13 protein-coding genes and 1 riboswitch are annotated in these 13,615 nt (G+C 61.9%); of the genes, 2 read left to right on the top strand and 11 right to left on the bottom strand.

Annotated elements, in window-relative coordinates; translation table 11 throughout:
- Positions 1-4 precede the first annotated feature (4 nt).
- The 5 genes from HF257_RS08860 to HF257_RS08880 all read right to left on the bottom strand — a co-directional run bounded on the left by HF257_RS08860 (position 5) and on the right by HF257_RS08880 (position 5,336).
- Positions 5-730: an urea amidolyase associated protein UAAP1 gene (locus tag HF257_RS08860; protein WP_185709467.1), complete on the bottom strand. Its 726-nt coding sequence runs from the start codon at positions 728-730 to the stop codon at positions 5-7.
- Positions 727-1,491 (bottom strand): ABC transporter ATP-binding protein, encoded by a 765-nt coding sequence (locus HF257_RS08865; RefSeq protein ID WP_185712082.1) that lies wholly within the window; start codon positions 1,489-1,491, stop codon positions 727-729. The genes HF257_RS08860 and HF257_RS08865 overlap by 4 nt, the downstream gene beginning before the upstream one ends.
- A complete protein-coding gene (locus HF257_RS08870) occupies positions 1,488-2,303 on the bottom strand; it encodes an ABC transporter permease (RefSeq protein WP_185709465.1) in 816 nt (271 codons plus the stop codon). The genes HF257_RS08865 and HF257_RS08870 overlap by 4 nt, the downstream gene beginning before the upstream one ends.
- 12 nt (positions 2,304-2,315) lie before the next feature.
- Positions 2,316-3,383 (bottom strand): putative urea ABC transporter substrate-binding protein, encoded by a 1,068-nt coding sequence (locus HF257_RS08875; protein ID WP_185709464.1) that lies wholly within the window; start codon positions 3,381-3,383, stop codon positions 2,316-2,318.
- A 60-nt stretch (positions 3,384-3,443) separates the two neighbouring features.
- A riboswitch (guanidine-I (ykkC/yxkD leader) is annotated at positions 3,444-3,545 on the bottom strand.
- Positions 3,546-3,713: 168 nt separating this feature from the next.
- Positions 3,714-5,336 carry a methyl-accepting chemotaxis protein gene (locus HF257_RS08880; RefSeq protein WP_185709463.1) on the bottom strand — a complete coding sequence of 541 codons (1,623 nt, stop codon included), beginning with the start codon at positions 5,334-5,336 and terminating at the stop codon, positions 3,714-3,716.
- Between the two features lie 314 nt (positions 5,337-5,650).
- Here HF257_RS08880 and HF257_RS08885 point away from each other — a divergent pair, with 314 nt between their 5' ends.
- Positions 5,651-5,989, top strand: a complete 339-nt coding sequence (locus HF257_RS08885; RefSeq protein WP_185709462.1) for a hypothetical protein — start codon at positions 5,651-5,653, stop codon at positions 5,987-5,989.
- Here HF257_RS08885 and HF257_RS08890 read toward each other — a convergent pair.
- Complete coding sequence (locus tag HF257_RS08890) at positions 5,986-7,098, bottom strand: enoyl-CoA hydratase/isomerase family protein (protein ID WP_185709461.1); 1,113 nt, start codon at positions 7,096-7,098, stop codon at positions 5,986-5,988. The two genes, HF257_RS08885 and HF257_RS08890, sit on opposite strands and share 4 nt — an antisense overlap.
- 136 nt (positions 7,099-7,234) lie before the next feature.
- Between HF257_RS08890 and ung the strand changes: the two genes are divergently transcribed.
- Positions 7,235-7,927, top strand: coding sequence for a uracil-DNA glycosylase (ung, locus tag HF257_RS08895; protein ID WP_185709460.1), 693 nt, complete (start codon positions 7,235-7,237; stop codon positions 7,925-7,927).
- Positions 7,928-8,053: 126 nt separating this feature from the next.
- Here ung and HF257_RS08900 read toward each other — a convergent pair whose 3' ends face one another.
- The 5 genes from HF257_RS08900 to HF257_RS08920 are packed head-to-tail and all read right to left on the bottom strand — an operon-like array spanning position 8,054 to position 13,429.
- The gene (locus tag HF257_RS08900) at positions 8,054-9,091 is read right to left on the bottom strand and encodes an AbrB family transcriptional regulator (RefSeq protein ID WP_185709459.1); all 1,038 of its coding nucleotides are present in this window, start codon (positions 9,089-9,091) and stop codon (positions 8,054-8,056) included.
- A complete protein-coding gene (locus tag HF257_RS08905) occupies positions 9,084-10,598 on the bottom strand; it encodes a tripartite tricarboxylate transporter permease (RefSeq protein ID WP_135288140.1) in 1,515 nt (504 codons plus the stop codon). The genes HF257_RS08900 and HF257_RS08905 overlap by 8 nt, the downstream gene beginning before the upstream one ends.
- Before the next feature lies 1 nt (position 10,599).
- Positions 10,600-11,058 (bottom strand): tripartite tricarboxylate transporter TctB family protein, encoded by a 459-nt coding sequence (locus HF257_RS08910; RefSeq protein WP_185709458.1) that lies wholly within the window; start codon positions 11,056-11,058, stop codon positions 10,600-10,602.
- 60 nt (positions 11,059-11,118) lie between these two features.
- A complete protein-coding gene (locus HF257_RS08915; protein WP_185709457.1) occupies positions 11,119-12,102 on the bottom strand; it encodes a Bug family tripartite tricarboxylate transporter substrate binding protein in 984 nt (327 codons plus the stop codon).
- Positions 12,103-12,136: 34 nt separating this feature from the next.
- Complete coding sequence (locus tag HF257_RS08920; RefSeq protein ID WP_185709456.1) at positions 12,137-13,429, bottom strand: OprD family porin; 1,293 nt, start codon at positions 13,427-13,429, stop codon at positions 12,137-12,139.
- Positions 13,430-13,615 lie beyond the last annotated feature (186 nt).

Raw genomic sequence — 13,615 nt, forward strand, 5'->3', positions numbered from 1 at the left:
CTCCTCAGGCGAACAGACGGTCGGTGTTGATAAAGCCGCGCTCGTTTTCCGGGCGCGAGGTGCGGCAGTGTTCGGCGACGCTTTTGTCAGCGTTCATCCAGCTCAGTTTCAGCGGTTGCGGGGCGTAATCGGGGTTCGGGTCCATCGGGTGTTGCAGGGCGGTGAGCACCACCAGGGTGTCCATCGGTGCGTAGAGTTCGATGTAGTCACCCGCCTTGGAATTGCCCGGCACAAAGTGCAGGCCACCGTCGCCATCCACGCTGACGCGGCTGAACAGGTTGAGGGTCATCAGCAGGTCAGACAGCCCCAGGCCCCACTTGCCCAACTCCACCAGCAGGTTGTCGGTGCCGTTGCGGAAGAAGCCGTTGCGCAGTTCCTGGTAGCGCCCCTGGCCGTACTTTTCGGTGACTTCGCTGGCGCAGAGCACGCCGCCGATGCTGTCACTCCAGCCGCAGGTGTCGGCAGTGATGGCGGCCAGTACTCGGCCCATGTCGGAGTACAGGCAATGGCCGGTGGTGAGCTTGGCGGTGTGTTGGCATTTGAGGCTGTCGGGCAGGTTCAGGCGCTCGGTTTTTTCATTGGCATTGAGCAGCGTGAGGCTGACGTTGGCGCCGCCGCGCAGGTCGGTAAGGCGCAGCAGTTGCCCGCGCTTGAGCACAAACGAACGGTGGCCGCCGCCGGGCAGCATTTCTTCGGCAAACGGTGGGAACAGTTGGGTGGAATCGGTCATTGGGCAGTCGCTCCAAGTTCAGCGGCGAGCGCCTTGCGGCGTTCGCTGTTCAAAGGAATGTCGTAGGTGATGCGGGCGCCATAGGCACCGGGGGCGTGGGGGTCGACGCGCACCTTGTCGAACACCAGCAGGCGCGTGCCGAGGCTGAAGCCTTCGCTGAGGTCGTGGGTGACCATGAACACCGTCAGCCGGGTTTCGCGCCACAGCTCCAGCAGCAACTGGTGCATGTCTTTGCGAATGCCCGGGTCGAGGGCGCCGAAGGGTTCATCCAGCAGCAATACGCGGGGTTTCATGATCAAGGCCTGGGCGATGGCCAGGCGTTGCTGCATACCGCCAGAGAGCTGCGCCGGGTATTTGTCGAGGGCATGCCCGAGACCGACTTTATGCAGTAGCGCGGCAGCCTGTTCCCGGGCGTCTCGCTTGGCCTTGCCGAACAGCCGGCCCAGCAGGCGCGAGCGGGGCAATTCAAGGCCCAGCGCGACGTTGTCCAACACGCTCAAATGCGGGAACACCGAGTAACGCTGGAACACCACACCTCGGCTGGCATCCGGCTCGGCGGCAAGGGCCTGGCCATCCAACAGGATCTCACCCTTGCTCGCGGTTTCCTGGCCCAGCAGCAGGCGCAGAAAGGTGGATTTGCCGCAGCCAGAGGTGCCCACCAGCGTGCAGAACTCACCCTCGGCCACGTGCAGGTTGAGGCCTTCCAGCACCACTTGGTCGCCGTAGCGCTGCCACACATTGTTCACGCTGATAAAGCTCATGCCCGCGCTCCTTCGTACCAGGGGAACGCGCGCCGGGTCAGGGCCTTGAGGCCCCAGTCCATCAGCCAGGCGAGCAGGGTGATCCACACCACGTAGGGCAGGATCACGTCCATCGCCAGGTAGCGGCGTACCAGGAAGATCCGATAGCCCAAGCCATCAGTGGAGGCGATGGCCTCGGCGGCAATCAGGAACAACCACGCCGAACCCAGCATCAGGCGCAGTGAGATCAGCAGGCGTGGCAGCAATTGCGGCAACACCACGCGCAGCATCAAGGTCCAGGTGGACGCACCGAGGGTCTGGGCTTTTACCAGCAATTCGACGGGAATTTCCCGCGCGCGCTGTTCCAGGTCTCGCGCCAATGCCGGGGTGATGCCGATCACGATCAGCATCACCTTCGACAACTCGCCCAGGCCAAACACGATGAACAGGATCGGCAGGATCGCCAGCGGCGGCACCATCGACAGCACTGTCAGCAGTGGCGACAGCGGCGCGCCAAACAGCGGCAAGGTCCCGGCGGCAATACCCAGGCACAAGCCGGCGAGGGCACTGATGCCCAGGCCGATGGCCAGACGCTGCAGGCTTGACGCGGTGTCTTGCCACAGCACGTATTCACCGGTGCGGCTGTCGGCGCTGAACGCCAGGCGCTTTATGGCGTCGCCCATTTGCACGGCGCTGGGCAGCAGCTTGTCGTTGGGGTTGGCCGCCAGGCGCTCGGCCGAGCCTACGAAGTAGGCGAACAGCAGCAACGCGAAGGGCAGCAGCACCAACAGCAAGCGGCTGGAGCGTTCCGGGTGACGGTTGATCAGGCGCATGGCCGGGTCCTCTTACAGCTTGCCGTCGGCGGCCATCTGCACGTAGCTGGGGTCGAAATGCAGCTTGAGGTTGGCGGTGTCGCCGCTGGTCACGCCATTGGCAAAGCTCATGCCCACGGCGCTGGTGTCCTTGGCGCCTTCACCGAGCAAGCCGTGCTCAAACGAAAACTCGGCGACCTTGCGCATGGTGGTCGGCAGTTGTTTGCTGGTGGCAAACGCCAGGGCTTCCTGGGGCGTGGCGAACAGCTTGGTGGTGTCCAGTTGCGACTGGAAACCCTTGAGGTCGGTGCCGGAAGCCTTGGCCATGTGTTCCAGGGCTTCGGTGCTGGCGGCGCCTTTGGCGTTCATCAGCGCGACTGTCTCGAACCAGGCGCCGGTGAGGGCTTTGCCCAGGGCCGGGTTGTCCTTGAGGACCTGGGTGTTGACCACCATCATGTCCATGATTTCGCCAGGCACTTTGCTGGAGTCGAATACCTCGGTCACACCCGGCTTGGCCTTGATCTCGGAGAGCATCGGGTTCCAGGTGGTCACGGCCTGCACCTGGTCGGTGTTGAAAGCGGCGGCGATATCGGCGTCTGAGGTATTGACCACTTTCAGATCTTTTTCGGTGAGGTCGGCCGACTCCAGCGCGCGGGCCAGCAGGTAATGGGATACCGAGAGTTCCACCAGGTTGACGTTCATGCCCTTGAGGTCGGCCACGGTCTTGCCGGTGCCCTTGATGACCACGCCGTCGTTGCCGTTGGAGAAGTCACTGACCACCAGCGCAGTGCTGTCCACGCCGCCGGCGGCGGGGATGGTGAGGGCGTCCATGTTGGTCATGGTGCAGCCGTCGAACTGGCCGGCAGTGTATTGGTTAATGGACTCGACGTAGTCATTGAGCTGCACCATGTCGATCTTGATGCCGTACTTCTTCGCCCACTTGTCGAGGATGCCTTGGCTGCCGGCGTACTCCCACGGCATCCAGCCGGCGTAAATGGTCCAGCACACACTGAAGTGGTCTTTGGGGGCGGCTTGGGTCTGGACGCTCAGCACGGCAGCAAAGGCGGCGGCGAGCAAGGCGGGTAAACGGGGTGATGGCATGGGGCTTCTCCAGTTGATCAAGGGCGAGCAGGAGCAACGCGGCACCGTGAACGGTGGCTTGTCTCCCGGGCTTTTATCCCGCCGTGTAACCTCAACTGGAGGTCGCCAACTCTCGGACCAGCCACTCGCTTGAAGCGAGCCGGAACCCTAGTCGGCCATTGCAAATTGTGGTGCCGCGAACCTGTTATCAATCCTGCACGTGAGAGGCATAGCGAGAGTCGTGCCAAGTGGTGTCGACGCCCGGTTTTTCAGGCGGGCAGTGCAGGAGGGGAGGCTTGTGTGAGGGGCGAGTGCATCACGCGGGTGCGCGGATGCACTGCAATGAAGCGTTTACAGCTGGAACTTGCTGACCAAGGTGTTGAACGAGGTGGCCAGGCGCGACAGGTCTTGGCTGGATGCGTTGGTCTGGTGCGCACCGGCGGCGGTCTGGGTGGACAGATCCTGGATGTTCAGCAGATTGCGGTCTACCTCACGGGCGACCTGGGCTTGTTCTTCGGACGCGGAGGCGATCACCAGGTTGCGCTCGTTGATCTTCGCCACGCTGTCCGTGATCCGCTGCAGCGCTTCACCGGCGTTCTGCGCCAGGGCCTGGGTGTTAGTGGCCCAGGTCAGGCTCTTGTTCATGGCGGCCACGGCGTCATCGGCGCCGACCTGTACGGCGCCGATCATTTTTTCGATATCGACGGTGGACGTTTGCGTGCGATGCGCCAGCGCCCGCACTTCATCGGCGACCACGGCAAAACCGCGACCTTGCTCACCGGCACGGGCGGCTTCGATGGCGGCGTTGAGGGCCAGCAGGTTGGTCTGGTCGGCGATGCCACGGATCACGTCGATCACATTGCCGATTTCACGCACTTGGCCGGCGAGGTCGGCCACCGACTGCGTAGAGTCGTTGATCTCATCCACCATCGAGCGCATGCCGGACACGGCCTGTTCCACCTGCTGGCGGCCGTCTTCGGCTTCGGTGGTGGCCTGGCGCGAGGCTTCGGAGGTGGACACGGCGTTGCTCGCGACTTCGTCCACCGCTGCGGTCATCTGGTTTACCGCAGTGGCGGCTTGTTGGATTTCGTCGTTTTGGCGCGTCAGGCCACGGCTGCTTTCATCGGTGACTGCGCTGAGTTCTTCGGCGGCCGAGGCGAGTTGGTCGGACGCATTGGCGATTTCCACCAGGGTACTTTTGAGGCCGCCCTGCATATCTGACAGCGCCATCAGCAGTTGCCCGGCTTCGTCGGTGCGTTCGGTGATGATGGCTTGGGTCAGGTCGCCCTTGGCGATGCGCTGTGCGCTGTCTACCGCTTGGGCGATGGGGCGGGTGATCAGGCGGGTGATCAACACTCCAATGGCGATGGCGATGATGAAGGCCAGCACAATGCCGCTGATCATCCAGGTCAGCGCGCTGGCGCGCAGATCATCGGCGGCGACGGCGCCTTCTTGGATCTGGCGGTTGTTGGACTCGATCATCACGCGGATCAGTTCGCGCGCCTGGCGGAACAGCTCATTGTTGGTGGAGTTGAGTTGGCTGCGGGCCTGTTCGAACTGGCCGCCATCGAGCAACGCGATGACGCGGTCGGAGTTGCTGATGTACGTGGGCCAGAGCTGGTCGAGCTTGTCGCCTGCCGCCCGTTCGTCGTCTTCCAGCGGCGTGGCGCGGTAAGTGGCGTAGGCCGCCTGGCTGCGCTTGAGTTCGTTGGCGATGTCTTGGCGTACACGGTCGCGGTCTTGTGCGGCGACGTCACCTTTGCTGGCGTCCATCAGGCGGTACAGGCCGCGGTTGTGGGCGACCAGGCCATTGAGGGTGGCCGCCGTGTTACTGACCGAGACCAGGTTGTTGGAGAACGTCAGTTCCAGGGCTGTAGCAAGGCGTGCGACCCCCTGGATACCCAACAGGCCGACCCCGAGGGTGACCAGTGCACACATAAGAAATGAAAGCAGCAGCTTGGTAGCGATTTTCATGGCTCGAATCCGGCGATAGGGGCGAATGGCGCACGCTAGAGCCTCCCTGGCTTTGTGCGATGTCATAGTGATATCATCGCAATCCGCACAGTTTCGAGCCAGGTAAATTTACTGAAACGATAAATCTAATGGGTTGCTGACCCTTGGGTCGCGGCTTCGAAGGGGGTCATCAGTCAATCCGCGTAGATGTATCAATCTATTACCAGATCGCACCAGATTCGGTTTTTGATGTCAGATATTTCGTCATTCAGTGAAAGATGAATGCCGCCCTCCCGCGTCGCTGGAGGTGCTCTTCCGCGGTCCAGGAGGCCGCCATGTATCGACGATTGCTACTCAGCGCTTTACTCGGTCTGACCCTTTCTGCCTGTGTGCCTTACTACGACGGTGGTGCCACGTACTATCGTTCCGAGGTCTACACCGCGCCCGCGCCGGCCTACTACTACGGCGGTCCGACCTACCTGTATGGACGTAGCTACTACGCGCCGCCACCGCGCTACTATTCGGCGCCGCGCTATTACCAGCCAGCACCGCGCTATTACCCGAGGCCGGATTACCGACCCTATCCAAACCAGGGTTGGGGCAATCGCTGGGGTAACGGCGGTGGTCATAACCGGGGTGGCCATGACGGCGGAGGCCATGGCGGGCACCGTTAAATCTCGGAGAGGTCCGCCAACGGGTGCCTGCCTTCCCACGCCTTGTGAAAGTGTGCCTGCACCACTCCCTCGGGAACGCTATTGATATCGGGCCAGTGCCAGTGCGGCTTCTGGTCCTTATCGATCAATCGCGCCCGAACGCCTTCGGCGAATTCCGGGTGACGGCAGCAATTGAGGCTCAAGGTGTATTCCATCTGGAACACCTGGGCCAGGGACAGGTGGCGGGCACGTTGAATCTGTTCCCACACCAGATGCGCGGTCAGCGGGCAACCCTCGCTCAAGGTTTTACCTGCCCGGTTGAACAGCGGGTCGCTGTGCTCGCGCAATTGGCTTAATGCGCGCCAGGCGCAGCGCACATCGCCGACATCCAGCCACTCGTCGATCTGCGCGCGTCGCGGCAGCCATTGCGCTTCGGGTTGCTGGTCGACGGCTTCCTGGGCCAGTGCTTTGAGCAGGCTGTTGAGTTGCATCGCCGTTTGCTCCTGCCAGTTCAGTTGCAACAGGCCATCGAGCAGTTCGTCCTGTTGGTCGTCACGCAGGAAGCGGTCGGCCAGGTCCAGGTCCAGGGCGTCGCGCCCGTTGATATGGGCGCCGGTCAGACCAAGAAACAGACCCAACTTGCCCGGCAGGCGCGACAAGAACCTGCTGGCCCCTACATCGGGATACAAGCCGATGCTGATTTCGGGCATCGCCAACCGGCTGCTCGGGGTGACGATGCGCACCGCCGCGCTTTGCAGCAGGCCCATGCCGCCGCCCAGCACATAGCCATGGCCCCAGCAGATCAACGGTTTGGGGTAGGTGTGCAGGCGGTAGTCGAGACGATATTCCGCGGCAAAAAACTGTGCGGCCAGGTCAGGCACCACACCGGGTTGTTCAAGGCAGGCCAGGGCCAGGCTGCGCACTTCGCCGCCGGCACAAAACGCCTTGGGGCCGTTGCCGCGCAGTAGCACGCAAACGATGTTCGGGTCCTTGGCCCAGGCGTCCAGGCGTTCGCCCAGCGCCAGGATCATCGGCAGGGAGAGGGCGTTGAGGGACTTTTCCGCATCCAGGCTGGCGATGCCAATGCGGGCACCGTCGCTGCCGGTCAGCTCTTCGAAGTGCAGGTTCATCGTGACCTCATTCGGGGAAGTGAAGGATGAGTATGATCCCTTCGTGGGAAAAAACCGGTTGTGTGTCAGATCAATTGACAAGCGGGGTCAGCTTTCCTAGGGTTCGCCACATTCTTTTTTACAAGACCATTCAACCATGACCGAAGACGACCGTATCAAACTCGAACCCAGCTGGAAACACGCCCTGCGGGATGAGTTCGAGCAGCCGTATATGGCCCAGTTGCGCGAGTTCCTGCGCCAGGAACATGCCGCCGGCAAAGAGATCTACCCGCCCGGTCCGCTGATTTTCAATGCCCTCAATTCCACGCCGCTGGACAAGGTCAAGGTGGTGATCCTCGGCCAGGACCCTTACCACGGCCCCGGCCAGGCCCACGGTTTGTGCTTCTCGGTGCAACCGGGCGTGCCGACGCCACCGTCCTTGGTGAACATCTATAAAGAGCTCAAGCGCGACCTCAATATCGACATCCCCAACCACGGCTGCCTGCAAAGCTGGGCCGACCAGGGCGTGCTGATGCTCAACACCACCATGACCGTAGAGCGCGCCAATGCCAACGCCCATGCGGGCAAGGGCTGGCAGTTCTTTACCGATCGGATTATCGAAGTGGTCAGCCAGCATCAGCCGCACCTGGTGTTCCTGCTGTGGGGCGCCCATGCGCAGGGCAAGCAGAAGCTGGTGGATGCGACCAAGCACCTGGTGTTGACCTCGGTGCATCCGTCGCCGTTGTCGGCGTATCGCGGGTTCTTGGGCTGTGGGCATTTCAGCCGCACCAACAAATTTCTTGAGCAGAATGGCGAGACGCCGATTGAGTGGCGGTTGCCGCCGATCTAAAGTTTGTCCGCAGGCCAATGTGGGAGCGGGCTTGCTCGCGAATGCGGAGTGTCAGACAGAAAATTTTTCACTGACACACAGCATTCGCGAGCAAGCCCGCTCCCACATTTAGAACTGTGCCAAGCCTTAGGTTTGTTCTGGCTGACGGTTCCAATGCCTGAACAACGGCTCCGCCAAAAACAGCACAAACAACAACCGCATTACCTGCATCGCCGTCACCAATGGCACCGACAGTTGCAGGGTCTCCGCCGTCAAGCTCATCTCGGCAATCCCGCCGGGCATCATGCCCAACGTCAACGAGCGCAGGTCCAGATGGGTCAGCGCACTCAAGCCCACCGCCGCCAATGTCGCCAGCGCCATGGTCAAGGCCGTACCGATCAAGGTGCGTCCCATGAATGAGGGCGCGCGGCGAAAGAACTGACGGTTGAAGTGGCAACCCAAACCGCTGCCGATCAACCATTGGCCAATCTGGCTGCCACCGTCAGGCAGGCCGATGTGCAGGTCCCACACCACGCTAGCGGTAGCGCTCACCAACAATGGCCCGAATAGCCAAGGGTTTGGCTGACGCAAACGCTGCCATCCCCATGCCACCAACGCGCCAAGGGGAAAGAGCGTCAGCAACCACGGCCAGCTCACCGGTGCCGGGTGAAACTGCGGCGTGCCGCCTTCCAGCACATACTTGAAGATCGCTGGCACACACAACACCACCACCAGCACGCGCAAACTCTGCCCCGCTGCAACGCGGCTAAGCACCGCGCCATTGCGTGCGCCGAGGTTGACCATCTCACCGGAACCGCCGGGCATGCTGGAGAAGAACGCCGTAGCGCGGTCTTCACCACTGCGTCGCATCAACCACACGCCGACAATGCTCGACAGGCTGGTGACCAGCGCGCCGAAGAAGATCAGCCCGAAATGGCTCATCACCTGCTCGATCACCACCGGGGTGAAGTGCAGGCCGATGCCGATCCCGACCACCCATTGGCCGCATTTGCGCCCGCCGGGAATCTCCGCCAACTGCCACGGCGTGAGGCAACGCACCAGGATAATCGCCAGCAACGAGCCGACCATGTACGGCAAAGGCCAGCCGACCAGGCTGGCCAGGTAACCGCCGGCCAGGCCGACCAGCGGTGTTCCCCACCAATGTTTAAAGGTGACCTCAGACATCGGCCACGGCACGACGCTGCAGGGCACGTTTACGGTAGATGCGCACCAGCGGGAACATCAGCATCAACGCAGTCAGCACCCACACACCAAAGGTGATCGGGCTCGACCAGAGGATGTCCAGCGCACCGTTGGAGATCGACAGCGCACGGCGCAGGTTCTGCTCCATCAGGCCGCCGAGGATAAAGCCCAGCAGCACTGGCGACAGCGGGAAGTCGAGCTTGCGCAGGATGTAGCCGAAGATACCGATACCTACCATCAGGAACAGGTCGAAGGTGGTGGCGTGAACGGCGTACACACCGATCGCGGTGATGATGGCGATCACCGGCACCAGCGCCCAGTTCGGCACGGCCAGGATGCGGGTGAAGATGCGGATCATCGGGATGTTGAGGATCACCAGCATGATGTTGGCGATAAACAACGACGCGATCAGGCCCCAGACGATGTCCGGTTGCTGTTGGAACAGCAGCGGGCCCGGGGTGATGTTGTACAGCGACAAGGCGCCGATCATCACAGCGGTGGTGCCCGAACCGGGTACGCCGAGGGTCAGCATTGGTACCAGCGCGCCACAGGCGGAAGCGCCGATCGCGGTTTCCGGGGCCGCGAGACCGCGCATGTCACCCTGGCCGAATTTACCGCTGGCACCGGCCAGGCGTTTTTCGGTCATGTAGGCAACGGCCGACGCCAAGGTGGCGCCTGCACCGGGCAATACACCCATGATGAAGCCCAGCAGGCCGCAGCGGATGTTAACCACAAAGACAGCGGACGCTTCCTTCAGGTTGAACATCATCCGTCCGGTGGCTTTCACCGCTTCCTGGCCACGGTGGGTTTTTTCCAGCAGCAACAGGATCTCGCTGATGGAGAACAAGCCCAGCACCAACACCACGAACTGGATGCCGTCGGTGAGGTGGATGTTATCGCCCGTGAAACGGTACACGCCGCTGTTGGCGTCGATGCCGACCGCTGACAGGAACAGGCCGATCAGCGCCGCCACGAAGGTCTTCAGCGGCTTGTCACCGGCCATGCCGCCCAGGCAGACAATCGCGAACACCATCAGGACGAAATATTCCGCCGGTCCAAAGGCTATCGCCCACTTGGCCAGCAGCGGCGCAAACAACACCATGCCGCAGGTGGCGATGAACGCGCCGATAAACGAACTCCACGCCGACAACGACAGCGCTACACCGGCCAGGCCTTTACGGGCCATCGGGTAGCCGTCGAGGGTGGTCATCACGGTGGAGGCTTCACCCGGGATGTTGAGCAGGATCGAGCTGATACGGCCGCCGTACTCGCAGCCCAGATACACGGCTGCCAGCAGGATCAACGCCGACTCGGGCGGCAGGCCCAGGGCGAATGCGATGGGAATCAACAACGCCACGCCGTTGATCGGGCCCAGGCCCGGCAGCAGGCCGACGACAGTACCGATCAAGGTGCCGCACAGTGCGGTCACCAGGTTGTAAGGGGACAGTGCAACGCCGAAGCCCTGGCCCAAATAGCTGAACGTATCCATATCAGTTCTCCAGAACGTCGAGCAGACCGAGGGGCAGCGGCACATCCATGGCTTTATCGAACAGCAGATAAAGACCGATGGCCATCAGGCTGACGATCACCACACTTGGCAACCAGCGGCCGCCGTACAGGCGTGCCATGGGGATGCCGATCAACATGCTGCTGAGGATGAAACCGAGCGATTCAAAGGTGCCGGCGAACACGATCAGCAAGCCGACACAAATGCCGATCTTGACCAGGGTTTCGCGGTCCAGTGCCGGTTCTTCTTCGGTATGTTTGGTCGGCTGCGGGCGAAACAGCATGTAGATCAGGCCCAGGCTCATCAGCCCGAGCATGAGCAGCGGGTAGGCACGAGGCCCCACCGGCTCGTAGGAAAACGCCGCCTGATACGGCCAGGCCATCAGCGCGAGGCCGGCGCACACCAGCAACATCACAGAAGCGAAAATGCGTTGTAAAAGCATGTGAAACTCCTCGGCCACACCCGTTATGGCAACGGGCATGGCCTTGAGACAGAGGGGCGATTACTGGATCAGGCCAAACTCTTTGGCCAGCACTTTGTAGTCAGCCACTTGTTTCTTCACGTAGGTGTCCAGCTCCGGGCCGGTCATGGCGAACGGGAACAGCTCGCGCTGGTCACGCAGCTTGGCGAACTCTTCGGAAGCCAGCAGTTTGTCGAATGCGTCTTTCCACCAGGCGTAGTCGGCATCGCTGACTTTTGGCCCGAGGTAGAAGCCACGCACCACTGGCCAGACGATGTCGTAGCCTTGCTCTTTGGCGGTCGGAATATTCTTCATTTCCGGCTCGTCCAGGCGCTCGTCGGAGAACACCGCCAGCAGGCGCATGTCACCGCTCAAGATGTGCGGCATGGAGTCGGAGATGTCGGTACTGCCCACTTGGATGTGGCCGCCGAGCAGAGCCGTGGCGATTTCGCCGCCGCCTTCCAGCGCCACATAACGCAGTTCGCGCGGGTTGATCCCGGCAGCCTTGGCGATCAGGGCTGTTTGCATCCAGTCCTGGCTGCCGACGGTGCCGCCGGAACCGATTACCACGCTGCCTGGATCTTTCTTCAGGGCTTTGACGAGATCGTCGAGGGTCTTGTAGGGCGAATCCGCTTTCACGGCGATGGCACCGTAGCTGGTGCCGACCGCTGCCAACCAACGCACGGCGCTTTCATCGAAGCGGCCGAACTTGCCTTGGGCCAGGTTCAACAGCGAACCGCTGGACCAGGCCACCAAGGTGCCCGCATCCGCAGGGCGCTGGGCGACCACAGCGTTGTAGGCCACCGCGCCGACGCCGCCCGGCATGTAGGTCACGCGCATTGGCTTGCTCAGCAACTTCTCGTTGACCAGCGCGCTTTGCGCCAGTTTGCAGGTCAGGTCAAAACCGCCGCCGGGGGAGGCCGGGGCGATGCATTCCGGGCGCTTGGGTTCATCGGCGGCCAGCAGTTGGCCAGCGAACACCATGCAGCCGGCGGCGAGGGCCAATTTACGCAGTGAAAAGCTCATGTTTTATCTCCGTCTTTGTTGTTATGAGTAGCGACTACCACAGTGCGACGCTGTAACTGACCAGCACGCGCATTTCATCCGCATCACGGGCCGAGTAGTTGGAACGGTACGTGGCATTACGCAGGCGCACGGCCACATCCTTGAACGTGCCGCTTTGCACCACGTAGCGGATCTCGCTGTTGCGTTCCCATTCCTTGCCGGTGTCGCCGTTCTTGAGCTTGATGTTGTCACCCGACAGGTAACGGCTCATGAAGCTCAAGCCGGGAATGCCCAGCTTGGCGAAGTCGTAGTCGTAACGCGCCTGCCAGGAGCGTTCTTCGGCGCCGGCGAAGTCGTTGATCTGCACGAAGTTGACCAGGTACGGGTCGCTGCCATCCACATACGGGAACGCGCTGTCGCCGGACATGTGCTGGTAGCCGGCGCTGAGCTTATGGCCATTGAGGGCATAGCTGAACAGGCCATTGAGGGATTTGTTGTCGATTTTGCCGCCACGGGCGGCGCCTGCGTCATCACTGATAGCCAGGCGCAAGTCGGCGGCGAAGGTGCCGGGGCCCATTGGGCGCGCGGCTACCAGGCCGAGGAAGTGCTGGCGGTACACGTCGTCGAGCTGGGCGAAGTGGTAGCTGCCGGTGATCTTGTCGGCGAACTTGTAGTCTGCACCACCGAAGTTGAAGTGCTTGCCGGTGGCGCCACTGACGAAGCGGCTGTTCTTGTTGTTGAGCGCGATGTCTTCATAGTGGGTGACGTCGCGGTCCTTGGCTTTGTCCAGGCGGCCGCCGGTGAACACCAGGTTCTTGAATTCCTTGGAGGTGATCAGGCCGCCATTGAAGGTCTGCGGCAGGATGCGGCCGTCGTTGGGCTTGAGGATCGGCAGTTCGGGGATCAGCGCGCCGATCTTCAACTCGGTGGCCGAGATTTTCACTTTGCCGGTCAGGCCCAGCTTGGAGTATTCGTTGGCGGCGCGGCCATCGTCGTGGGTAGGCAACAGGCCGGTGCCGGTGCGGTCGGGGCTGGAGTCGAGCTTGACCCCAAGCATGCCCAGCGCATCCACGCCAAAGCCGACGGTACCGTCGGTGTAGCCCGATTGCAGGTTGAGCATGAAACCTTGGGCCCACTCGTCGCGCTTGGATTGCTGCGCGCTGGTGCCGTCGCGAAAGTCGCGGTTGAAGTACATGTTGCGGGTTTCCAGGGTCCCGCTGCTGTCTTCAAAGAAGGCGGCCTGGCCAAGCGGCGAAAATCCGGCAAGGGCTGCGGCACTGGCAAGGGCGGTCTGGGTAAGGCGAGAGGAACGCACAGGCGAGAAGGCCTGGGGCTGTGTCGACAGCATCGTTGTGTACTCCGTTATTGTTCTTATTTTGGCGAAAACGCTTCAAGGCGTTTTTCGGGCGCTACGGATCAGGTAGCTCGGCAGGCATGACCCACCGTAGCTGGATGCTAAAGGGCGAAGCTTTCACTAACCTTTCAGTTGCCTTTCAATGTTTTCGGGCTTCACAGGGCAGGCGGCGCCTGTAAA

It is taken from the genome of Pseudomonas cremoris (assembly GCF_014230465.1).